The 20,248-nt window shown below is 70.8% G+C and carries 20 protein-coding genes; 9 read left to right on the top strand and 11 right to left on the bottom strand.

What is annotated here, in order from left to right; translation table 11 throughout:
- Positions 1–250 precede the first annotated feature (250 nt).
- From cofD to HCA44_RS03830, 3 genes are read left to right on the top strand one after another with little or no spacing between them, the layout of a single operon-like run.
- On the top strand, positions 251–1,231 hold the full coding sequence (cofD, locus tag HCA44_RS03840; RefSeq protein WP_169647192.1) for a 2-phospho-L-lactate transferase: 981 nt from the start codon (positions 251–253) through the stop codon (positions 1,229–1,231).
- On the top strand, positions 1,228–2,613 hold the full coding sequence (locus HCA44_RS03835) for a coenzyme F420-0:L-glutamate ligase (protein ID WP_169647191.1): 1,386 nt from the start codon (positions 1,228–1,230) through the stop codon (positions 2,611–2,613). The genes cofD and HCA44_RS03835 overlap by 4 nt, the downstream gene beginning before the upstream one ends.
- Before the next feature lie 34 nt (positions 2,614–2,647).
- Positions 2,648–3,226, top strand: coding sequence for an NUDIX domain-containing protein (locus HCA44_RS03830; protein ID WP_169647190.1), 579 nt, complete (start codon positions 2,648–2,650; stop codon positions 3,224–3,226).
- A 48-nt stretch (positions 3,227–3,274) separates the two neighbouring features.
- Here HCA44_RS03830 and HCA44_RS03825 read toward each other — a convergent pair whose 3' ends face one another.
- The 4 genes from HCA44_RS03825 to rfbD form a co-directional block, all read right to left on the bottom strand.
- Positions 3,275–4,039 carry an SGNH/GDSL hydrolase family protein gene (locus HCA44_RS03825; protein ID WP_169647189.1) on the bottom strand — a complete coding sequence of 255 codons (765 nt, stop codon included), beginning with the start codon at positions 4,037–4,039 and terminating at the stop codon, positions 3,275–3,277.
- 80 nt (positions 4,040–4,119) lie between these two features.
- Positions 4,120–5,232: an NDP-sugar synthase gene (locus HCA44_RS03820; protein ID WP_169647188.1), complete on the bottom strand. Its 1,113-nt coding sequence runs from the start codon at positions 5,230–5,232 to the stop codon at positions 4,120–4,122.
- A gap of 71 nt (positions 5,233–5,303) precedes the next feature.
- The gene (locus HCA44_RS03815; protein WP_169647187.1) at positions 5,304–6,179 is read right to left on the bottom strand and encodes a glycosyltransferase family 2 protein; all 876 of its coding nucleotides are present in this window, start codon (positions 6,177–6,179) and stop codon (positions 5,304–5,306) included.
- A gap of 43 nt (positions 6,180–6,222) precedes the next feature.
- A complete protein-coding gene (rfbD, locus tag HCA44_RS03810) occupies positions 6,223–7,059 on the bottom strand; it encodes a dTDP-4-dehydrorhamnose reductase (RefSeq protein ID WP_169647186.1) in 837 nt (278 codons plus the stop codon).
- Positions 7,060–7,202: 143 nt separating this feature from the next.
- On the opposite strand from rfbD, the gene HCA44_RS03805 reads away from it, so the two are divergent.
- Positions 7,203–8,708 (top strand): LCP family protein, encoded by a 1,506-nt coding sequence (locus HCA44_RS03805; protein WP_206037704.1) that lies wholly within the window; start codon positions 7,203–7,205, stop codon positions 8,706–8,708.
- Between the two features lie 23 nt (positions 8,709–8,731).
- Positions 8,732–9,454 (top strand): TIGR03089 family protein, encoded by a 723-nt coding sequence (locus HCA44_RS03800; protein ID WP_169647184.1) that lies wholly within the window; start codon positions 8,732–8,734, stop codon positions 9,452–9,454.
- 28 nt (positions 9,455–9,482) lie between these two features.
- Here HCA44_RS03800 and purE read toward each other — a convergent pair whose 3' ends face one another.
- Together purE and HCA44_RS03790 are read right to left on the bottom strand one after the other, a co-directional pair.
- The gene (gene purE / locus HCA44_RS03795) at positions 9,483–9,992 is read right to left on the bottom strand and encodes a 5-(carboxyamino)imidazole ribonucleotide mutase (RefSeq protein WP_346764559.1); all 510 of its coding nucleotides are present in this window, start codon (positions 9,990–9,992) and stop codon (positions 9,483–9,485) included.
- Entirely contained in the window at positions 9,989–11,257 is a 1,269-nt protein-coding gene (locus HCA44_RS03790) for a 5-(carboxyamino)imidazole ribonucleotide synthase (protein ID WP_346764558.1), read from the bottom strand. The genes purE and HCA44_RS03790 overlap by 4 nt, the downstream gene beginning before the upstream one ends.
- Before the next feature lie 154 nt (positions 11,258–11,411).
- Between HCA44_RS03790 and HCA44_RS03785 the strand changes: the two genes are divergently transcribed.
- The gene (locus HCA44_RS03785; protein ID WP_169647181.1) at positions 11,412–12,023 is read left to right on the top strand and encodes a GtrA family protein; all 612 of its coding nucleotides are present in this window, start codon (positions 11,412–11,414) and stop codon (positions 12,021–12,023) included.
- Between the two features lie 19 nt (positions 12,024–12,042).
- Here HCA44_RS03785 and HCA44_RS03780 read toward each other — a convergent pair whose 3' ends face one another.
- The 4 genes from HCA44_RS03780 to HCA44_RS03765 are packed head-to-tail and all read right to left on the bottom strand — an operon-like array spanning position 12,043 to position 15,480.
- Positions 12,043–13,350 (bottom strand): HAMP domain-containing sensor histidine kinase, encoded by a 1,308-nt coding sequence (locus tag HCA44_RS03780; protein WP_169647180.1) that lies wholly within the window; start codon positions 13,348–13,350, stop codon positions 12,043–12,045.
- A gap of 8 nt (positions 13,351–13,358) precedes the next feature.
- A complete protein-coding gene (locus HCA44_RS03775) occupies positions 13,359–14,039 on the bottom strand; it encodes a response regulator transcription factor (protein WP_169647179.1) in 681 nt (226 codons plus the stop codon).
- A 47-nt stretch (positions 14,040–14,086) separates the two neighbouring features.
- Positions 14,087–14,593, bottom strand: a complete 507-nt coding sequence (locus HCA44_RS03770; protein ID WP_169647178.1) for a PH domain-containing protein — start codon at positions 14,591–14,593, stop codon at positions 14,087–14,089.
- A 41-nt stretch (positions 14,594–14,634) separates the two neighbouring features.
- Positions 14,635–15,480, bottom strand: coding sequence for a biotin--[acetyl-CoA-carboxylase] ligase (locus tag HCA44_RS03765; protein WP_169647177.1), 846 nt, complete (start codon positions 15,478–15,480; stop codon positions 14,635–14,637).
- A 155-nt stretch (positions 15,481–15,635) separates the two neighbouring features.
- On the opposite strand from HCA44_RS03765, the gene HCA44_RS03760 reads away from it, so the two are divergent.
- The 3 genes from HCA44_RS03760 to HCA44_RS03750 are packed head-to-tail and all read left to right on the top strand — an operon-like array spanning position 15,636 to position 18,294.
- The gene (locus HCA44_RS03760; RefSeq protein WP_169647176.1) at positions 15,636–17,276 is read left to right on the top strand and encodes an acyl-CoA carboxylase subunit beta; all 1,641 of its coding nucleotides are present in this window, start codon (positions 15,636–15,638) and stop codon (positions 17,274–17,276) included.
- Positions 17,273–17,656: an acyl-CoA carboxylase epsilon subunit gene (locus HCA44_RS03755; protein WP_169647175.1), complete on the top strand. Its 384-nt coding sequence runs from the start codon at positions 17,273–17,275 to the stop codon at positions 17,654–17,656. Before HCA44_RS03760 ends, HCA44_RS03755 begins: the two co-directional genes overlap by 4 nt.
- Positions 17,653–18,294: a Maf-like protein gene (locus HCA44_RS03750; protein ID WP_169647174.1), complete on the top strand. Its 642-nt coding sequence runs from the start codon at positions 17,653–17,655 to the stop codon at positions 18,292–18,294. The genes HCA44_RS03755 and HCA44_RS03750 overlap by 4 nt, the downstream gene beginning before the upstream one ends.
- Here the strand turns inward: HCA44_RS03750 and HCA44_RS03745 are convergent.
- Entirely contained in the window at positions 18,260–20,065 is a 1,806-nt protein-coding gene (locus HCA44_RS03745; RefSeq protein ID WP_240945271.1) for an MFS transporter, read from the bottom strand. The two genes, HCA44_RS03750 and HCA44_RS03745, sit on opposite strands and share 35 nt — an antisense overlap.
- Between the last annotated feature and the right edge of the window lie 183 nt (positions 20,066–20,248).

Raw genomic sequence — 20,248 nt, 5'->3', positions numbered from 1 at the left:
CCTCCTCACCTGTGATAGCGCAGATCTCTCATTCTCGAATGTCGCATCCGGTCGAACATTCGTTCGAGAAGATGCCCGCTGCAAGCCATCCCGGGCCTCTGCGGTGAAATGACATACTTGTGATTATGGCACGGGCCCGCGTGTCGTGGTCAAAACCGCGAAATTCGTTGATTAGTATTTCAAGCTTGTTTTTTCTTGAACTACTACGCGCGAAATCCCGGCCCCGGGCGCGCACACTAGGCTCGGGGCCGTGAATGTGACTGTATTGGTCGGCGGCGTCGGCGGGGCGCGTTTTCTGCAAGGAGTGCGCAGCCTCCTCGAGTCCGTCTCCCCCGGCGATCCGGACGCGCACGATGTCACCGCGATCGTCAACGTCGGCGACGACGTCTGGATGCACGGTCTGCGGATCTGCCCGGACCTCGACACCTGCATGTACACCCTCGGCGGCGGCATCGACCCCGAGCGCGGGTGGGGCCATCGCGGCGAGACGTGGAGCGCGAAGGAGGAACTGGCGGCGTACGGCGCGAAACCGGACTGGTTCGGCCTCGGCGACCGGGACATCGCGACCCACCTGATCCGCAGCCAGATGCTGCGCGCGGGCTACCCGCTGTCGGCGGTCACCGAGGCACTGTGCGCGCGCTGGGAACCGGGCGTGCGACTGCTCCCCGTCACCGACGATCGCAGCGAAACCCATGTCGTGGTCACCGACCCCGAGAGCGGCGATCGGAAGGCGATCCACTTCCAGGAGTGGTGGGTGCGCTACCGCGCGCAGATCCCGACGCACAGCTTCGCCGACATCGGTGCCGACCAGGCGACGCCCGCCCCCGGAGTGCTCGACGCGATCGAGCACGCCGATCTCGTCCTCCTCGCGCCGTCCAATCCCGTCGTGAGCATCGGCGCGATCCTCGCCGTCCCCGGGATCCGCGGCGCACTGCGCACGACGCGGGCGAAGGTCGTCGGTGTCTCCCCCGTCATCGGCGGCAAGCCGGTGCGGGGCATGGCCGACGAGTGCCTCGAGGTCATCGGCGTCGAGACGTCCGCCGAAGGCGTCGGGCGGCACTACGGCGCGCGCTCGGGCACCGGGATCCTCGACGGCTGGCTCGTCGCGGAGGACGACACCGCCGACGTGCCCGGCGTCGCGGTGCGAGCGGTACCGCTGCTCATGCGTGATCCGGAGACCACCGCCGACATGGTGCGCGCTGCGTTCGACGTCGCGGAGGTGGCGCTGTGACGACGCCCGGCTCCGCGTCCGCCGCCCCGGAGCACACCCTGCCCACCGATCACGCCCCCGGCGGCACCCTCGAGATCCGCCCGGTGCCCGGGCTGCCCGAGTTCCGGCCGGGCGACGACCTCGCCGACGCACTGATCGCAGCGGGCGCCGATCTCGTGGACGGAGACGTCCTCGTCGTCACGAGCAAGGTCTTCTCGAAGACCGAGGGCAGGCTCGTCGCCGCGCCCGCAGATCCGGACGAGCGCGATGCGCTGCGCCGCCGGCTCGTCGAGCAGGAGGCGGTGCGCGTGCTCGCGCGCAAGGGCCGCACCCTCATCACCGAGAACAAACTCGGCATCGTGCAGGCCGCATCGGGCATCGACGGCTCGAACGTCGGCTCCGGCGAACTCGCACTGCTGCCCGAGAACCCCGACGCGAGCGCGGAGGCACTGCGCTCCGCACTCCGCGAACGCCTCGGTGTCACGGTCGCCGTGGTCGTCACCGACACGATGGGCCGCGCGTGGCGCAACGGCCAGACCGACGTCGCGATCGGGTCCGCGGGTCTCGCGGTGCTGCACGGCTACGCCGGCGCCCACGACGGCCAGGGCAACGAACTCGTCGTCACCGAGATCGCGGTGGCCGACGAGCTCGCGGCCGCGGCGGATCTGGTGAAAGGCAAGCTCGGCGCGGTGCCGGTCGCCGTGGTCCGCGGCATGGCGGTGCGCGACGACGGTTCCACCGCGCGCGATCTGATCCGCACGGGGGCCGACGACCTGTTCAGCCTCGGCACCGAACTCGCGGTCGAGCAGGGCCGCCGGGAGGCGGTGCCGCTCCGCCGTTCGATCCGGTCGTTCGCGCCCGAACCCGTCGACCCGGACGACCTCGAGTCCGCGGTCGCCGACGCACTCACCGCGCCCGCTCCGCATCACACCCGTCCCGTGCGGTTCGTGTGGGTCCGCAATGCCGCGACGCGCACCCGGCTGCTCGACGCGATGCGCGAGGACTGGGTGCGCGATCTGCGGGGCGACGGCCGTTCGGACGAGTCGATCGCGCGCCGCGTCGCGCGCGGCGAGATCCTCTACCGCGCACCCGAGATCGTGGTCCCGTTCTGCGTGCCGGACGGTGCACACGACTATCCCGATGCCACACGCACCGCGCACGAACAGACGATGTTCACGGTCGCCGCGGGCGCCGCGGTCCAGGGACTGCTCGTGTCGCTCGCGGCACGGGGCCTGGGCAGTTGCTGGATCGGATCGACGATCTTCGCCCCCGACACCGTGCGTTCCGTCCTCGAGATCCCGCAGTCGTGGGCGCCACTCGGTGCGGTCGCGGTCGGTCATCCCGCCACCGTCCCGCCACCGCGCACCCCGGGCGGGCCGGGTGACGCCCTCGTGGTGAAATGAGCACTCGCCGCACCCCTTCCCTCCGGAAACGGACATGACTGCCGCCAGCCTGCACCACTCCGCCACCGAGTTGCTGTCGTCGTGGACAGCACCCGACGCGCACGACGACGCGCTGCGCGAGACGATGCTCGCGTTCCTCGGGTCGGCTCCGGAAGGCTGCCTGCGCGCCCACGCTCCCGGGCACATCACGGCGTCGAGCCTGGTGCTCGACGAGGGCGGCTGCCACGTGCTGCTCACGTTGCATCCGCGCGTGGGTCGCTGGATCCAGCTCGGCGGGCACTGCGAGGACACCGACGCCACGATCGTCGACGCCGCGCTGCGCGAGGCCGTGGAGGAGTCGGGCATCCCGGATCTCGTGATCGACCCCGAGTTGCTCTCGCTGCACACGCACGCCATCACGTGTTCGCTCGGCGTCCCCACCCGGCATCTGGACCTGCGGTTCGTGGTCTGGGCGCGCCCGAATGCGCACATCGTGCGCAGCTCCGAATCCGCGGACCTGCGGTGGTGGCCGGTCGACGAGCTGCCCGAGGACGCCGAGACGGACACGATCGACCGGCTCGTGCGCCTCGCTCACGCCCGACGCGACGACGCTGCACGCACCGCCCAGTCCTGATCGGACCGCCCCAGTCCTGATCGGACCACCCAGTCCTGATCGGGCCGCTCAACCGAGGGGCGCGAGCTCCGGCCTGCGCGGTGCGATGCCGTCGCCCGAGGACGTACCCCGCAGCCGCCTGCCGATCCACGGCAGCAGGAAGTCGCGGGCCCACATCAGGTCGGCTCGACGCACGTCCGCCTTGGCCTGCGGCGCCTGCTGCTCGAGCACCACCGGCTCGAGTGAATGTTCGACGGCGAGCGCGTCGAGCACCCGCGCAGCCATGGTGCGGTGCCCGAGCGGCGACATGTGCAGCCGGTCCCAGTCCCACATGCGGTAGTCCTCGTACTCCGCGAAACGCCAGAAGTCGACCAGGACCGCGCCGTGCCGATCGGCGACCTCCCGGACGAGTTCGTTGTAGATCGCGAGTCGACCGCGCAGCTTGCCGAACACAGGTGACCAGCCGGCGTCGTAGGCCGTCCACAGTGCGACCGTCGCGCCGCCGCGGGCCAGTCGGCCGATCGCGGCGTCGTACCGGGCGACGAGCGCGTCGACGTCGACCTTGGGCCGCATCAGATCGTTGCCGCCTGCGTAGATCGTGACGAGGTCGGGGTTCATCGCGAGTGCAGGCTCGATCTGTTCGTCGAGGATGGGCCCGAGCAACCGCCCACGCACGGCGAGGTTCGCGTACGTGAAGTCGGCGCTGTGCGCCGCGAGCTGTTCGGCCACCAGGTCGGCCCAGCCGCGCAGCCCGTTCGCGCGCGCCGGGTCGGGATCGCCGACCCCTTCGGTGAACGAATCCCCCAGTGCGACATAGCGCGTGAACTGGCCCATCTCACGATCCCTTACCACTGCTGAACTACACGCCGGACCGTTCCCCGGCCGCGACATCGGGTCTTGCGCACGTGGATCTCTCACACGTCGGTACTGAACCGTACTCCGCCGTCGGGAAGTGTCACGCCGGGCCACACCCGCGCCCCGCGCAGCAGCTCGCACCGGGCCCCGACGTCGGCACCGTCACCGATCACACCGTCGCGCACGAGGGCGCGAGGGCCGATACGCGAGCCGAATCCGAGAATCGACCGTTCGACGACGGCACCCGCCTCGACCACGGCGCCGTCGAACAGCACCGCACCGTCGAGCCGCGCCCCCGCACCGACCTCGCACCCCCGCCCGACGACCGTGCCGCCGATGAGGAGCGCGCCTGCACCGATACCTGCGCTCGGGTGCACGAGGGCCTCCCCGCGCTCGCCGTCCAGCAAAGGTGTCGGCGCGATGCCGCGCACGAGGTCGGCGGAGCCGCGCACGAAATCCTCCGGTGTGCCCATGTCGCGCCAGTACGCGTGGTCGACATAGCCGTACACGCGCGCGCCGCCGGTGAGCAGATTGGGGAAGACCTCACGCTCGACGGACACGGGCCGCCCGGCCGGGATCTGCTCGACGATCTCGCGGCGGAACAGGTAGCAGCCCGCGTTGATCTGGTCGGTCGGCGGGTCCTGCGTCTTCTCGAGGAATGCGGTGACCCGGCCGTCTGCGTCCGTGGGCACACAGCCGTAGGCCCGCGGGTCGCCGACGCGTACCAGGTGCAGCGTGACGTCGGCCTGCTTCTCGTCGTGCAGCGCCAGCATGCCGCCCAGGTCGCTGCCGGTGAGCACGTCGCCGTTGAACACCGCGACGTGGTCGCCGCGCAGCAGCGGCACCACATTGCGGATACCACCGCCGGTGCCGAGTGGCTCGTCCTCGGTGACGTACTCGATCTCGAGACCCATCGACGAGCCGTCGCCGAAGTGCTCGCGGAAGACCTCCGCCTTGTACGACGTGCTGAGGATCACGTGCTCGATGCCCGCGGCACGGATCCGCGCGAGCAGATGTGCGACGAACGGCTGCCCCGCGGTCGGCAGCATCGGCTTCGGCGCCGACAGGGTGAGCGGGCGCAGCCGCGTGCCCTTGCCGCCGACCAGCACCACGGCGTCGGTGTTGCGGGCACCTGCGGCCGGTGCCGTCTGCTCGGTCTCGGTGGAAGTCATGGGTCGTGGTCCCCTCATGGGTGCTTCGGTCGTCGAGGTGGTGAGTCGGGTGCCGCAGCGCGGGCGCGAGATCAGTCGGAACCGTCGCGGCGGGCACGGACCGCTGCGGCGACCGCGACCTTCGATCGGACCGCGAGCCCGATCCGCAGCGCGAGCCGCAGCGGTGCCTGCCACACGTGCGGGTGCCGGTCGGCCTGGAACCGGTAGGCGCTGCGGTGGTGGGCGGGCAGCATCAACTCGGGGTGCCTGCCTGCGGCGTGCCCCTTCGCGTGGGTGACCTCGGCGGTCGGGACGTACACGTTGAGCCAGCCCGCGCGGCCGAGCCGGTCGCCGAGGTCGACGTCCTCCATGTACATGAAGTACCGCGAGTCGAAGCCCGAGATCGAATCGAACGCCGAGCGGCGCAACAGCAGGCACGAACCCGACAGCCAGCCCACGGCTCGCTCCCCCACGGCTTCGCGCTCCTGGCGGTAGCGCGTCGTCCACGGATTGCCCGGCCACACCTTGCCGAGCACCGCGTGCCCGGCCCCGGACACGAGCCCGGGGACCTCGCGCGCCGACGGGTACACCGAGCCGTCGGGCTCGCGCACGAGCGGACCGAGCGCGCCCGCACGCGGCCACCGCTCGGCGGCGTCCACCAGCGCGTCGAGCGCGCCGGGAGACCACCGGACGTCGGGATTGGCGACCACCAGGAACTCGATGTCGTCGTCGATCTCCGCGGCCGCACGGTTGACGGCACCGCCGTAGCCGATGTTGCCTCCGGTGCGCAGCAGCCGCGCGCGCGGATGACTCGCCTCGGCTGCCTCCGGTGCGCCATCGGTCGAGCCGTTGTCGGCCATCACGACCTGCGGCTTCTCGGACGTCGCGTCGTCGAGCGTGCGGAGAAAATGCTCCAGATGCTCGCCGGGCGAATAGGTCACCGTCACCACGGCCAGCTTCGAACTCACGCGGGCAAGCGTAGCGGCTGACGCGCCGGCTCCTGCGCCCCGCTCATCGCAGCGCCTCGTGGAGCGCGGTCCGCCACGCACGCGGCGGCGTGAACCCGGCATCCTGCCATGCCCGCAACGACAGCACCGAGAACGCGGGGCGCGGCGCGGGCCGCACGAATTCGGCGCTCGTGCACGGTACGACGCGGGTGGGATCGGCACCCGCTTCCTCGAAGACCGCGCGGGCGAGGTCGTACCAGCTCGCGCGACCCGAGTTCGTGAAGTGCAGCAGCGGCGGCGGTGCGTCGCGGGCGACGATCTCGAGCAGACCGTCGGCCAGGTCGCCGGTGTAGGTGGGCGCACCGACCTGGTCCGCGACGACGTTCACGGTCTCGCGCTCACGTTCGAGCCGCAGCATCGTCGCGACGAAATCGGTGCCGGTGCCGGTGTAGACCCACGCGGTGCGCACGATCGTCGCGCTCGGCAGTGCGGCGTGCACCGCGCGTTCGCCCGCGAGCTTCGTGCGCCCGTAGGCGGTCTGCGGGGCCGGGGAGTCGGCCACGTCGTACGCGGCACGCGCGTCTCCTCCGAAGACGTAGTCCGTCGACACGTGCACGAGCCGCGCGCCGGCCGCGGCGCACGCGGCCGCGAGGAGGCCGGGTCCGTCGGCGTTGACGCGCCGCGCCGCGTCCTCGTCGGTCTCGGCCGCGTCGACGGCCGTGTAGGCGGCGCAGTTGACGACGACGGTGCCGGCTGCGACCGCGTCCCGCACCGCCGCCGGGTCGGTGACGTCGAGTTCGCGGGACGTGCGGGCGTCGACGTCGAGACCGCCGCGGCGGGCGCGGTCGACCACGGCGGTGCCGAGCTGACCGGCGGCGCCCGTGACGAGAATGCGATTCACGCCCGACAGTCTGGCACGCCCGGCCGCGACTGCCCCGATCCGGCGCATGCGACCAGTAGCCTGGGCCCGTGACCTACGCGCAACCCGACTCCCGACCGAAGGCAGGGGCCGCCCGCAAACGTCTACGGCTCGCCGTCGTCGTCCTGTCGGTACTGGCGCTCGTGTTCACCGGGCTCGCGTGGCGCAGCATCGATTCGATCCGCAACAATCTGGCTACCGCGAGCGGCCTCGGCTTGGGCGGCTCCGAGGACGGCGCGATCGACATCCTCATGGTCGGCACGGACAGCCGCACCGACGCGCACGGCAACCCGCTGTCGCAGCACGAACTCGACTCGCTGCGCGCAGGCGAGGAAGAAGCCAACAACACCGACACGATCATCCTGATCCGCGTGCCCACCGACGGCAGTTCCGCTACCGCGATCTCGATACCGCGCGACTCCTACGTCGACGTGCCGGGCATCGGAAAGTCCAAGATCAACGCGGCGTACGGCGCCACCAAGGCCGAGGAGAAGCAACAACTGCTCGATTCGGGCGAGAGCGAACGCGCCGCCGAGGACGAGTCGACCAAGGCGGGCCGCGAGGCTCTGGTGAAGTCGGTCGCCGGACTGACCGGCATCACGGTCGACCACTACGCCGAGGTGGGCCTGCTCGGGTTCGTGTTGCTCACCGACGCGGTCGGCGGCGTCGACGTCTGCCTCAACTCCGCGGTCGACGAGCCGCTGTCGGGCGCGCACTTCCAGGAGGGCGAGCAGACCCTGCAGGGTTCGGACGCGCTGTCGTTCGTGCGCCAACGTCACGACCTGCCCCGCGGCGACCTCGACCGGATCGTGCGTCAACAGGTGTTCATGGCGTCGCTCGTGAACAAGGTGCTCAGCGCCCGCACGCTCAGCGATCCCGCGAAGCTGGGGCAGCTCTCCGGCGCGGTCGAGCGGTCGGTCGTGCTCGACGAGAACTGGGACATCGTCGACTTCGCGACCCAGCTGCAGAATCTGTCGGGCGGGGAAGTGCAGTTCCGCACGATTCCCGTGCAGGACCTCGCGGCCACCACCGACTACGGCGAGTCGATCGTGAAGGTCGATTCGAAGGAGGTCGAGAAGTTCGTCGCGACCCTCGTGGGCGACGGCGCCGACTCCGAGTCGAGCACGACCGACGACTCCGAGTCGAGCACGACCACCGACGGACCGGACGTCGACGAATCGTCGATCACGGTCGATGTCGAGAACGCAGGCGACATCGGCGGTTTGGCGACCGACGTGTCGCAGGCACTCGTCGACCTCGGCTATCGCAAGGGCGAGGTCGGCAACTACGCGGGCGCGTCGGCCGTCTCCGAGACCACGGTGTACGGGCACTCGGCCGACGACGACGAGGCCGCCGCCGTCGCGGCAGCGCTCGGCGACGTCGCCACCGACTCCGACCCGACACTCCGGTCCGGCACCGTGCGGGTCGTGCTCGCGTCCGACTACGACGGCCCCGGCACCGCCACCAGCACCGGGTCGACCGGCTCGAGTTCGTCCGAGACCAGCACCTCGTCCGGCAGCAGCTCGTCGGGGAGCAGCACGGGCGGGAGCGACGGCACGTCCGGCACCGCGACGCCGGTGCCCGCGGGGCCGCCCATCACCGCCGCGACCGGCGCGCGGTGCGTCAACTGACCGAGCAGAAGGAAGAGCCTCACGTGCCGACCGACCCCACTCTCACCGGAGCACTCCTCACCCCGATCGTCGCGGCGGACCCCGCGGGCCCGCGCATCACGTACTACGACGATTCGACGGGCGAGCGCATCGAGGTGTCGGCCGTCACATTCGCGAACTGGGTCGCGAAGACCGCCAACATGATCCGCGACGAGTTCGCGCTCGGCCCGGGCTCGCGCGTCGCCGTCGCGCTGCCCGCGCACTGGCAGACCGCGGCCGTGCTGTTCGGCGCGTGGTGGGCGGGGTGCGAGGTCGTCTCCGTCGGCACGCCCGACACCGACCTCGAGTCCGTGGACTTGGCGTTCGTCACCGCCGGCGGCGTCGACGCCGCCGCACCCGAGGTGGTGGCGCTGTCGCTCGACGCCTTCGGGATGCCGGTGCGGGATCTGCCGATCGGCGTGACCGACTATGCGACGTCGGTGCGCATGCACGGCGACCGCTTCGATCCGGCAGGCGCGGGCACTGCACTGGCCGGCCGTTCGGTCGCCGAGGTGGTCGCGGACGCGCGGGGCGCGGCGGAGCGGTCCGGGCTCGCCGCGACCGACCGTGTGTTGTCGACTCGGCCGTGGAACAGCACGGACGAACTCGTCGACAATCTGCTCGCGGTGTTCGCGGCGGGCGCATCCCTGGTGCAGGTGACCGCACCGGACGCCGACGCGCAGCACCGTCGCGTGGACGTCGAGAAGGTGACGCGCACGCTCGACTGAGCGGCGTGCCGGACCGCCTGCCGCCGCGTCAGCCGAGCAGCTTGCGCTGGAGCGCCGCGTCCTTGTCGAGCACCATCGCTTCGAGGTCGCGTTGGAAGCGTTCCATGCGCGTCCGCAGCGCGGGATCGCCCGCACCGAGGATCCGCACCGCGAGCAGCCCGGCATTGCGCGCCCCGCCCACCGACACCGTCGCCACCGGGATTCCCGCGGGCATCTGCACGATCGAGAGCAGCGAATCCATGCCGTCGAGATGCTTCAGCGGAACCGGTACGCCCACGACCGGCAACGGGGTGGCCGACGCCACCATGCCGGGCAGGTGCGCGGCGCCGCCTGCACCCGCGATGATCACCTCGAGGCCCCGGCCTGCGGCGTCGCGCGCGTAGTCGAGCATGCGTTGCGGCGTGCGGTGCGCCGAGACGACGCCCACCTCGAAGGGCACCTCGAACTCGGCGAGCGCGAGCGCCGCCGCCTCCATCGTGGGCCAGTCGGAATCGCTGCCCATGATGAGCCCGACCCGGGGGCCGCCGGTTGCCGTCACTTCGTCTCTCCTGTGTGTTCGTTCCAGCCGTCGGTCCATTCGGCGTGCGAGAGCCAGTGCGCGGCGCGCTCGGCGCGCTCGCGCAGGTCCGCCACGTACTGCGGGTCGTCGACCGAGCCCGGACCGCCGACGACGTTGACGTGCCCGATCTTGCGCGCGGGGCGTTCGCCCTTGCTGTAGAGGTGCACCTTCGCGTCGGGCATCCGCGCGAACAGGTGGTGGACGCGCTCGTCCATGCTCATCTCGGGGGCGTGCTCGGCGCCGAGCACGTTGGCCGTCACCGTGGCGGGAGCGAGCGGCGAGGTGTCGCCCAGCGGGTAGTCGAGCACCGCGCGCAGATGCTGCTCGAACTGCGACGTGCGGGCTCCGTCCATCGTCCAGTGGCCGGAATTGTGCGGGCGCATCGCGAGTTCGTTGACGACGATCTCGCCGTTCTCGGTCTCGAACAGTTCGACGGCGAACGCACCGACCACACCGAGTTCGGCCGCCAGCCGCAGCGCGAGCGAGGACGCCTGCTCGGCGACCTCGGGTGCGAGCGACGGCGCGGGCGCGATCGCGACCGCGAGCTGGCCGTTTCGTTGCACTGTCTGGACCACGGGCCACGCCGCGCCCTGCCCGAACGGCGACCGCGCGACCATCGCCGACAGCTCGCGGCGCATCGGGACCTTCTGCTCGACCATGAGCGGGACACCCTTGTCGAGTTGCTCGGCGACGATGCCCTCGGCCTCGTCCGCGTCTTCCGGCATCCACACGCCGCGGCCGTCGTAGCCTCCACGGATCGCCTTGATCACGACCGGCCACCCGTGTTCGTCGGCGAACTTCTCGACATCGCCCGCCCACGTGACCTCCGCGAACGGCGGCACCGGCGCACCCATCTCCCGGAGCTTGCGCCGCATCGCGAGCTTGTCCTGTGCGTACACGAGCGCGCGTGGCGGCGGCTGCACGTTGACGCCCTCGGCGACCAGCGTCTCGAGGTGTTCGGTGGGTACGTGCTCGTGGTCGAAGGTGAACGCACTCGAACCGACCGCCGCTTCGCGCAGCGCCACGAGGTCGGTGTGGCTGCCGAGCACGAGGTCCGACGTCACGAGCGCGGCAGGCTCCGACGGCGCCCCGGCGAGCACGCGCAGGGTCTGCCCCAGTGCAATCGCGGCCTGGTGTGTCATGCGGGCGAGCTGACCGCCCCCGATCATCGTGACGACCGGCAATGCGGCCGATCGGTCGCGCGGGCTCGTGGGGCGCGGGGCGGAGTCTGGAGTTCCGGTCACGGCGTCCATGGTGTCACGCCCACCACCCGTGCTGGTCAGCGAGGGCGCAGAGCCCGATATGTCCGGATAACCGCTGGTCGCCGCGGTCCGACACGATGTGGCGTTCGGCAACGTGTTGGTCATCCGGGCGTGGTAGTTCGTACACTGAACCGTTGTGTCGTTCGTCGAAGGGGTTCTGGCCCGTGTACCCCAACCACTCCGGGACCTCGCTCTGCGCCATTCGGAGCTGATCAAGTTCGCGATCGTGGGTGGTACCACCTTCATCGTCGACACCGGCATCTTCTACACGCTCAAGCTCACCGTGATGGAGGCCAAGCCCGTCTCGGCCAAGATCATCGCGGGCGTGGTCGCCGTGCTCGTGTCCTACGTGCTCAACCGCGAGTGGTCGTTCAAGCACCGCGGCGGCCGCGAGCGCGCGTCCGAGGCGATCCTGTTCTTCGCCGTCAGCGGTGTCGGCGTCGTGCTGAGCTTCGTTCCCCTCTACATCTCGAGTTACGCGTTCAACCTGCGCGTGCCCAATGTGAGTCTCACCGTCGAGAACATCGCCGACTTCGTGAGTGCGTACGTGATCGGCAACCTGCTCCAGATGGTGTTCCGGTTCTGGGCGTTCCGCCGGTTCGTGTTCCCCGAGGAGAACACCGGCGACGACGCGGACCCGCACGGCGGGCACCACGACGGCGGTACCGACACCATGCTCACCGGCCCGCTCGTCGAGGACCTCACCGCGTGGGAACACGACCGGCGCGATCACGAAGTCGAGCGCTGACCCGAGCAGGCGGACCCGGTCAGCGCGGTTCACTCACGCCCGGCGGCGCGACCTCGCGGCGCACCGTCGGCAGGAAGATCGAGAACAGGGCAGGCCGGCGGCGGCGCAGTTCGAGCCGTCCACCGTCGGCCTCGACGAGGGCCCGTGCCAGCGCGAGTCCGACCCCGGTGGACCCCGCACTCGAGAAGCCACGGTCGAAGATGTGCGGTGCGAGTTCGTTGTCGACGCCCTCGCCTTCGTCGGCCACCTCGACGCACACGAGCGGCTCGCGGCCACTCTCGTCACGGGCCGGCAGCAACCGCACGGACACCGTGCAGTCTCCCCCACCGTGCACGAGCGCATTGTCGACGAGCACGGCCACCGCTTCGCGCAGCCGCGAGCCGGACAGCCGCGCCGCGAGCCGCGGATCGCCGTGCAGGGAGAGCGAACGACCCGCTTCCCGGAACTGCACCTCCCAGTCGGCGATCACACTCTCGAGTTCGCCCAGCACCGCGACCTCTTCGTCCGCGGCCGGACCACGCGACGATCGCACGAGATCGTCGATCGCCGCGGTGAGTCGGTCGACCTGCGCCATCGCTTCCTGGGCCTCGACGACGACCGCCGGATCGGGATGCTCGGACAGCTCGTCGAGGCGTAGCCGCACCGCGGTGAGCCGGCTGCGCAACTGGTGCGACACGTCGCCCACGAGCGCGTGTTCGCGCTGGAGCCTGCCGAGGATGTCGACGGTCGCCGAGTCGAGGACGTCCGAGACCCGGTCGAGTTCGGGAATGCCGTGTCGTCGCGGATCCTGCCGGAAGTCGCCCTCCGCGAGTCGCGCGGCGCGCCTCGCGACGTCGCGCAGCGGGTCGGACAGCCGCCGCGCGGTGATGACCGCGACGACCGCGCCCGCGCCGATCGACGCGAGGACCAACAGGCTCACCGCCCCCACCGCCTGACGCTGCTGCGTGCGCATCGGCCCGGACGGCACCTCGAGACGCAACGACCCGGAGGTGCCGAGCGACAAGGATTCGACCACGGGCGACGGGACGCCGGTGGGACCGATGTCGACGCGCACCGCAGGATCGTCCGTCGTCGGGTAGACCACGACGAGATGCCCGCCCTGCGGGATGAGGAACCGGAGCGCACCCATCTCGAGCGGCCCCTCGACGGCACCGTTGTCGCCTTCCTGGGCGACGATCTCCGCGGCCATGCGGTCGAGCCGGGTCTGCAGATCCGAGCGGGTGAGATCCTCGACCCACAGCCACGCCGTGTAGATCAGCGGCAGACCGAGCACCAGACCGGTGACGATGACGACCGCGAGGATCGACTGCAGAATCCGCCTGCGCACGAGCCCGCCTAGTCGGTGTTGATCCGGAAGCCGACGCCGCGCACCGTCGCGATGCGCCGCTCGGCGGCGGGGCCCTCGTCGCCGATCTTGCGGCGGAGCCACGACATGTGCATGTCGAGTGTCTTCGAGCCGCGCAGCTCGGCGTCTCCCCACACCTCACGCAGGATCGTCTCGCGCGAGACGACCTGACCGGCGTGTTCGAGCAGCACGCGCAGCAGCTCGTACTCCTTGTTCGCGAGAGTGACCTCGGAGCCGTTGACGAGCACACGACGCGCGGCGGGGTCGAGCCGGATGCCACCGACCTCGACCACCGCGTCGTCGCCGCCGCCACGCCTGCGCAGCAGCGCACGCACCCGCGCCATCAACTCGGCGAGCCGGAACGGCTTGCCGACGTAGTCGTCGGCGCCCGCGTCGAGGCCGACGACGAAGTCGACCTCGTCGGTGCGCGCGGTGAGCATGAGGACCGCCAGGTCCGAACTGCGGGCCCGGACCTGCCTGCACACCTCGAGTCCGTCCATGCCGGGCAGACCCAGGTCGAGGATCAGCAGGTCGAACGAGCCGTCGAGCGCGGCCTGCAATGCGGCCGGGCCGGTCTGCTCGATCGTGACGTCGTACCCCTCGCGGCCCAGCGCACGGGACAGGGGTGCGGCAATGGCTTCGTCGTCTTCGGCAAGCAGGACTGCGGTCACAGGGACAGCGTACGGAGCCCACCGGATGCCGGACCGCAACGGCGCGATCACCACCGAGCGTCACCGGCGTCCATGACCTGTCGGTAGAGCAGCGAATGCACCCGTTCGACGTCCGGGATGTCGTCGAACTCGAGTGGATCGTCCGAGGCCGCGACGATCACGAGCGTCCCGGTCCGCAGCATCCGGTCGATCAGGCCGTGCCGGAACTGGACGTTGCTGACGCGCGCGACCGGAATGTCGATGCCGGTGTGTGTGACGAGACCTTCGCGCACGAGCACGCGGCGGTCGGTGACGATGAAGTGCGTCGTGAGCCAGCGCAGCAACGGCACGACCGATCGCCAGAAGACGAGCGCGCCCCACACGACCAGCACGACCACCGTCACGGTGGTGGCGGCGGCGCCGGTCAGGTTCCGCTGCACCAGACCGAGCGCGAATCCGCAGACTGCAGACGCGACGACGAACACGAGGCCCGGCACGAGCAGCATCTTCCAGTGCGGGTGCCGGTGGAGGACGAGTTCTTCGTCGGGCGCGAGGGCGTCTTCCGGATATCCCATGATCCCAGTGTCTCCCAGTACGTGTGAATCGCGGTCCGGCCCTACCGTTCGACGGCGCGTACGTGCGTGATGTCGCCTGCCGCGACGGCGGTGCGCGTGCCGTCGTCGGTCTGCACGACGAGCCTGCCGTCGCGGTCGATGTCGACGGCGGTGCCGAGCAGGACGCGGCCGCCGGGCAGTTCGGCGCGCACCGACTGCCCGATCGTCGCGCAGCGTGCGCGGTACGCGTCCGCGAGCGCCTCGACGTCCCAGCCTGCGGCCGCCCACTCGCTCCATCGCTGCGCGAGGGCACGCGCGAGCCCGCGGACGAGGGTGTCGCGGTCGGCGGTCGCCGCGTGCTCGAGGACCAGCGAGGTCGCGGTCGGGACCGGCAGTTCGTCCGCGGTGAGCGAGACGTTCAGGCCCACACCCACCACCGCGGTCGGGTCGGGTGCCGCCGACGCGACCTCGGCGAGGATTCCGGCGACCTTGCGGCCTCCGATCAGGACGTCGTTGGGCCATTTGAGCTCGGCAGGCACGTCGGCGATCGACCGCAACGCGTCGACGACCGCCACCCCCGTGAGCAGCGGCAGCCAGCCCATGTCCGACAGTGTCCGTCCCGGCATCGTGAGCACCGCCGACATCGAGATCTGGGCCTGCCGCGGGCTCACCCACGGCCGCGCGTGCCGCCCACGCGGCCCCGACTGGTACTCCGCGAGGAGCACGTGCCGGTCGGCGTCGCCGCGCAGAGCGCGGTCGAGCAGATCCGCATTGGTCGATCCGGTCTCGGCGACGACGTCGAGACGCCGCCAGAACGACCGCGGATCGGCCGGCGCCCCGGCACCTGCGACGAGCGCCTTGCGCAGTGCGGCCTCGTCGAGCGGGGGGCGGTCCAGGTTCGTCCACATGACGCAGAGCCTAGAAGGGCGTACGGAATCGGACGGATGCACCGGGGCGGGAAAAGATGTGACCGGCATTACTCGCCAGTAGCTTGCGGACGGCCGATCCAACTCCCCTACCTGGGTTGCGGGCACCGGGTGGCGCGTCGTTAAGCTCACGTGTCATGACCACTGTTCAGGAGCCATCCACGCCCGAGGCGGCGGCGTCGCCTGATATCCACACCACCGCCGGAAAGCTCGCCGACCTGCGGGCCCGCAACGAGGCCGCGCTCGCCCCCGGCGGCGAAGCAGCGATCGAGAGGGTCCACGCGAAGGGCAAGCTCACCGCCCGCGAGCGGATCGAGGCGCTTCTGGACCCGGGTTCGTTCGTCGAGCTCGACGCGCTCGCCCGCCACCGCAGCACCAACTTCGGTCTCGCCGAGAACCGGCCCGTCGGCGACGGCGTCGTCACCGGCTACGGCACGATCGACGGCCGCGACGTGTGCGTGTTCTCGCAGGACTCCACGGTCTTCGGCGGATCACTCGGCGAGGTGTACGGCGAGAAGATCGTCAAGGTCATGGATCTGGCGATCAAGACCGGCCGGCCGCTCATCGGCATCAACGACGGCGCGGGCGCGCGCATCCAGGAAGGCGTCGTCTCGCTCGGCCTGTACGGCGAGATCTTCCACCGCAATGTGCAGGCGTCGGGCGTCATCCCGCAGATCTCGCTCATCCTCGGCGCGGCCGCGGGCGGCCACGTGTACTCGCCCGCACTCACCGACTTCGTCGTCATGGTCGACCAGGCCAGCCAGATGTTCATCACCGGTCCCGACGTCATCAAGACGGTCACCGGCGAGGACGTCACGATGGAGGAACTCGGCGGCGCGCACACTCACATGGTGAAGTCGGGTGCCGCGCACTACGTCGCGTCCGACGAGCAGGACGCCCTCGACTACGTCAAGGACCTGCTGTCCTACCTTCCGTCCAACAACCAGGGCGCCGCTCCGCGGATGCTCCCGTCCGACCCGATCTCGGGATCGATCGAGGATTCGATCACCGCCGAGGACCTCGAACTCGACACGATCATTCCCGACTCGGCGAACCAGCCGTACGACATGCACGAGATCATCTCGCGCCTGCTCGACGACGACGTGTTCCTCGAGGTGCAGGCCGAACGCGCCGCCAACGTCATCGTCGGCTTCGGGCGCATCGACGGCCGCAGCGTCGGCATCGTCGCCAACCAGCCCACGCAGTTCGCGGGCTGCCTCGACATCGACGCGTCCGAGAAGGCCGCGCGCTTCGTCCGCACGTGCGACGCGTTCAACGTCCCGATCGTCACGCTCGTCGACGTCCCCGGCTTCCTGCCCGGCACCGAGCAGGAGTTCAACGGCATCATCCGCCGTGGTGCGAAGCTGCTGTACGCGTACGGCGAGGCCACGGTCGGCAAGATCACCGTCATCACGCGCAAGGCCTACGGCGGCGCGTACGACGTCATGGGTAGCAAGCACATGGGTGCTGACCTCAACCTCGCGTGGCCCACCGCGCAGATCGCCGTGATGGGCGCCTCGGGCGCGGTCGGATTCGTGTACCGCAAGAAGCTCAAGGACGCGGAAGCGAACGGCGAGGACGTCGACGCGCTGCGCATCGAGTTGCAGGACGAGTACGAGGACACGCTCGTCAACCCGTACGTCGCCGCCGAGCGTGGCTACGTCGACGCGGTCATCCCGCCGAGCCACACCCGCGGTCAGATCGTCGCCGGTCTGCGACTGCTCGAGCGCAAGATGGTGAGCCTGCCCCCGAAGAAGCACGGAAACATCCCGCTATGAGTCTGCGCACCGACGAAACGGCGCCCGCGGGCCGGCCTGCCGACGACACGGCGGCCGCGGCCGCCGACGACGCATCCACGATCGAGGTTTCCGTGAGTTTCGACCCTGCCGCAGCAGACGACTCGGCTTCGAGCACAGCCGCCGAATCGGCTTCGGCTCAGTCGGGTGCGGACGCGATCCGCATCGTCAAGGGCGCACCCACCGACGAGGACATCGCGGCGCTCGTCGCGGTCCTGTCGGCGGCGGCCGCCTCGTCGGGCCCGGCCGAGTCGGCACTGCCGCCGGAGCTGTGGGGTTCGCCCACCCGGATGCACCGCGTGTTCGCGCCGACGTCGCCGTACTCGTTCCCCAACGTGGCGAGCGCCTGGCGCACCTGGTGACCAGGTTCGTCCTCGCGTCGGCCTCTCCCGCCCGGCTGTCGGTTCTCCGCGCTGCGGGCATCGAACCGACGGTGCGGGTGTCGGGGGTCGACGAGGATGCCGTCACGCGGGCACTCGGGGCGGCGGCAGCGCCGCACACGGTCGTCACGGAGCTGGCGCGCGCGAAGGCGGACGCGGTCGTGCCCGGCGTCGTCCGGGACGGCATCGAGGACGCGGTCGTCGTCGGCTGCGATTCGATGCTCCTGCAGGACGGCGAGTTGCTCGGCAAGCCGGGCACGGTCGACGTGGCGCGGACGCGCTGGGCGTCGATGGCCGGCCGCAGCGCCACCCTGCTCACCGGTCACTGTGTACTGAAGGTGTCCGACGGTGTCGTCGCGGGCGAGCAGGCCGCGCACAGCGAGACCGTCGTGCACTTCGGCACACCGTCCGATGCCGAGCTGTCCGCGTATCTCGCGTCGGGCGAGCCGCTCGCCGTCGCGGGCGCGTTCACGCTCGACGGCCTCGGCGGCTGGTTCGTCGACCGCATCGAGGGCGATCCGTCGTCGGTCGTGGGTATCGGACTGCCGCTCGTGCGTTCGCTGCTGCGTGCGCTCGAGGTCGACGTCACCGACCTGTGGTCGGCTGCCCCGTCGTGGTGACCGGGCCCGTGGTGACCGAGCCCGTGGTGACACGCTCCGGATCGTCCATCCACTCCTGAGCACCGGGGTCCACTGCGTCCGACTCCTCGTCGCCGACCAGCCGGTTGCGGCGCGGCAACGTGAGCGAGAGTGCCCCCACCACGACGGCCACACCGCCGATCGTCCACAGCACCCGGCGTTCGGCCTGCAGGAACGCCTCGCCCGCCGCGGCACGCGTCGACTGGGTGGCCGCCGCGACGGCCCCGTCCGCCATGCGCTGCGTGTTCGGGTCGAGCGTGCCGTCACCGCCGGGCGTCCGAGTGCAGTGCTCGGGCACTCGCATGGGCGACGACGACCCGAGTTGTTCGCGGGCACAGTCGACGAAGGTGTCGGCCGCGCGCGTGAGGTAGGGCTCGGGCACCCCGTCCGCACGCAACTGGGCGACGAGTCCGGGCCGTTGCTCGTCGACCGCGGTGGGCGCTTGTCCGGCAACGAGATTGAAGAACACCACCCCGATCACGGCGAGCCCGATCGAGCTGCCCACCTGCTGCACCGTGGGCAACAGCCCCGACACCGAGCCCGCATTCGCGGGCCGCACCGAGGCGAGGATCGCCGACTGCAACGGCGCGACGAACAGCCCCATGCCCGCACCGCCGACGAGCAGCGGGCCTGCGAGCACGAGCCAGCGCGGATCGGTGCCCTCGTGCTGCAGTAGCGCCGACAGGAGCACGAGCGAGCCTGCGAACAAGCCCATTCCGAGCGGCAGCACGAGGTTGCCGATGCGCCGGTACACGAGTGCCGACACGACCGCGGCCGCGCCGGTGCCGACCGCCCACGGGAGCGTCGTGAGGCCCGCGCGCAGCGGCGAGAACCCGAATCCGAACTGCAGCGTGAGCGAGATCGTGAACACGAGCGACGTGAGCGTGCCGAAGAATGCGAAGGCAAGCAGCGCGCCGCGCGAGAACGCGCGGTCGAGGAACAGGCGCACGTCGACGACGGGGTCGCCGCCGCGCCTGCCGAGCCACCACTCGTACACCACGAAGCCCACGAGCACCGGTACGGCGGCGCACAGCATGACGACCAGCGGTGCGGGCCAACCGCGTTCGCGCCCCTCTGCCAGCGGGAACACGAGCAGGAACAGGCCGACCGCCGACGCGACCGCACCGATCGGGTCGAGCCGCCTGCGGCCGGGCGGTTTCGCGTCGACCAGGAACAGCCACCCGACGACGAGCGCGGCGAGGCCGATCGGCAGGTTCACCAGGAAGACCAGTCGCCAGCCGAGACCCGCGAGATCCCAGTCGATGAGCAGGCCGCCCGCGAGCGGGCCGCACACCGTGGCCATGCCCATCGTCGCGCCGTAGATGCCGAACACCTTGGGGTGCGCGCGCTTCGGGAACGAGCCGGCGATGAGCGCGAAGGTCTGCGCCGACATCGAGCCGGCGGCAAGCCCCTGCACCGCCCTCGACCCGACCAGCGCGGTGTCGGTCTGCGCGAGCCCGCACGCAACGGACGCGAGAACGAACACGGTGAGCGCGCCGAGGAACACGACGCGCCTGCCGAGGATGTCGCCGACGCGCGCGGCCGTGATGAGCGAGCATGCGAACGCGAGCGTGTAGACCGTGACGGTGAGCAGCTGCATCGACACGGTGGCGTCGAGATCGACCGCGATGCTCGGCAACGCGACGTTGACGATCGTCGCGTCGAGCAACTGCATGAACACTGCGGTGAGGCTGGCGGCGAGACCGAGCCACGGCGCCCAGCGTGCACGGCGACCGGTGAGGACGGGGGCCATTCGCGTCACACTAGCGAATGCTGCGGCGGCGGACTGCGTGTCGTGCCTCACCCACCCACGCGAGCGGGTGTGTAGGGTGCTGCCGACCGTGGGTTCCGATGCCGTACCCGATCTCACGTGCGATGTACGACAGGGGCAGGTGCCGTGTAACAGACGTCATAGTGCTTTCCCGGTCCCCGGCCT

This window comes from Rhodococcus sp. HNM0569, from assembly GCF_012726205.1.
Lineage (GTDB): Bacteria > Actinomycetota > Actinomycetes > Mycobacteriales > Mycobacteriaceae > Rhodococcus_F.
The sequence above is the reverse complement of the archived record's forward strand: the minus strand, read 5'-3'. Positions and strand labels throughout refer to the sequence as shown.

Bases quoted from the DNA above. Each gene is read 5' to 3' on its own strand.
- HCA44_RS03830 (WP_169647190.1), top strand. From the start codon at position 2,648: ATGACTGCCGCCAGCCTGCACCACTCCGCCACCGAGTTGCTGTCGTCG.
- HCA44_RS03825 (WP_169647189.1), bottom strand. From the start codon at position 4,039: ATGGGCCAGTTCACGCGCTATGTCGCACTGGGGGATTCGTTCACCGAA.
- HCA44_RS03820 (WP_169647188.1), bottom strand. From the start codon at position 5,232: ATGACTTCCACCGAGACCGAGCAGACGGCACCGGCCGCAGGTGCCCGC.
- HCA44_RS03770 (WP_169647178.1), bottom strand. From the start codon at position 14,593: ATGGGATATCCGGAAGACGCCCTCGCGCCCGACGAAGAACTCGTCCTC.
- HCA44_RS03765 (WP_169647177.1), bottom strand. From the start codon at position 15,480: ATGTGGACGAACCTGGACCGCCCCCCGCTCGACGAGGCCGCACTGCGC.
- HCA44_RS03760 (WP_169647176.1), top strand. From the start codon at position 15,636: ATGACCACTGTTCAGGAGCCATCCACGCCCGAGGCGGCGGCGTCGCCT.
- HCA44_RS03755 (WP_169647175.1), top strand. From the start codon at position 17,273: ATGAGTCTGCGCACCGACGAAACGGCGCCCGCGGGCCGGCCTGCCGAC.
- HCA44_RS03745 (WP_240945271.1), bottom strand. From the start codon at position 20,065: ATGGCCCCCGTCCTCACCGGTCGCCGTGCACGCTGGGCGCCGTGGCTC.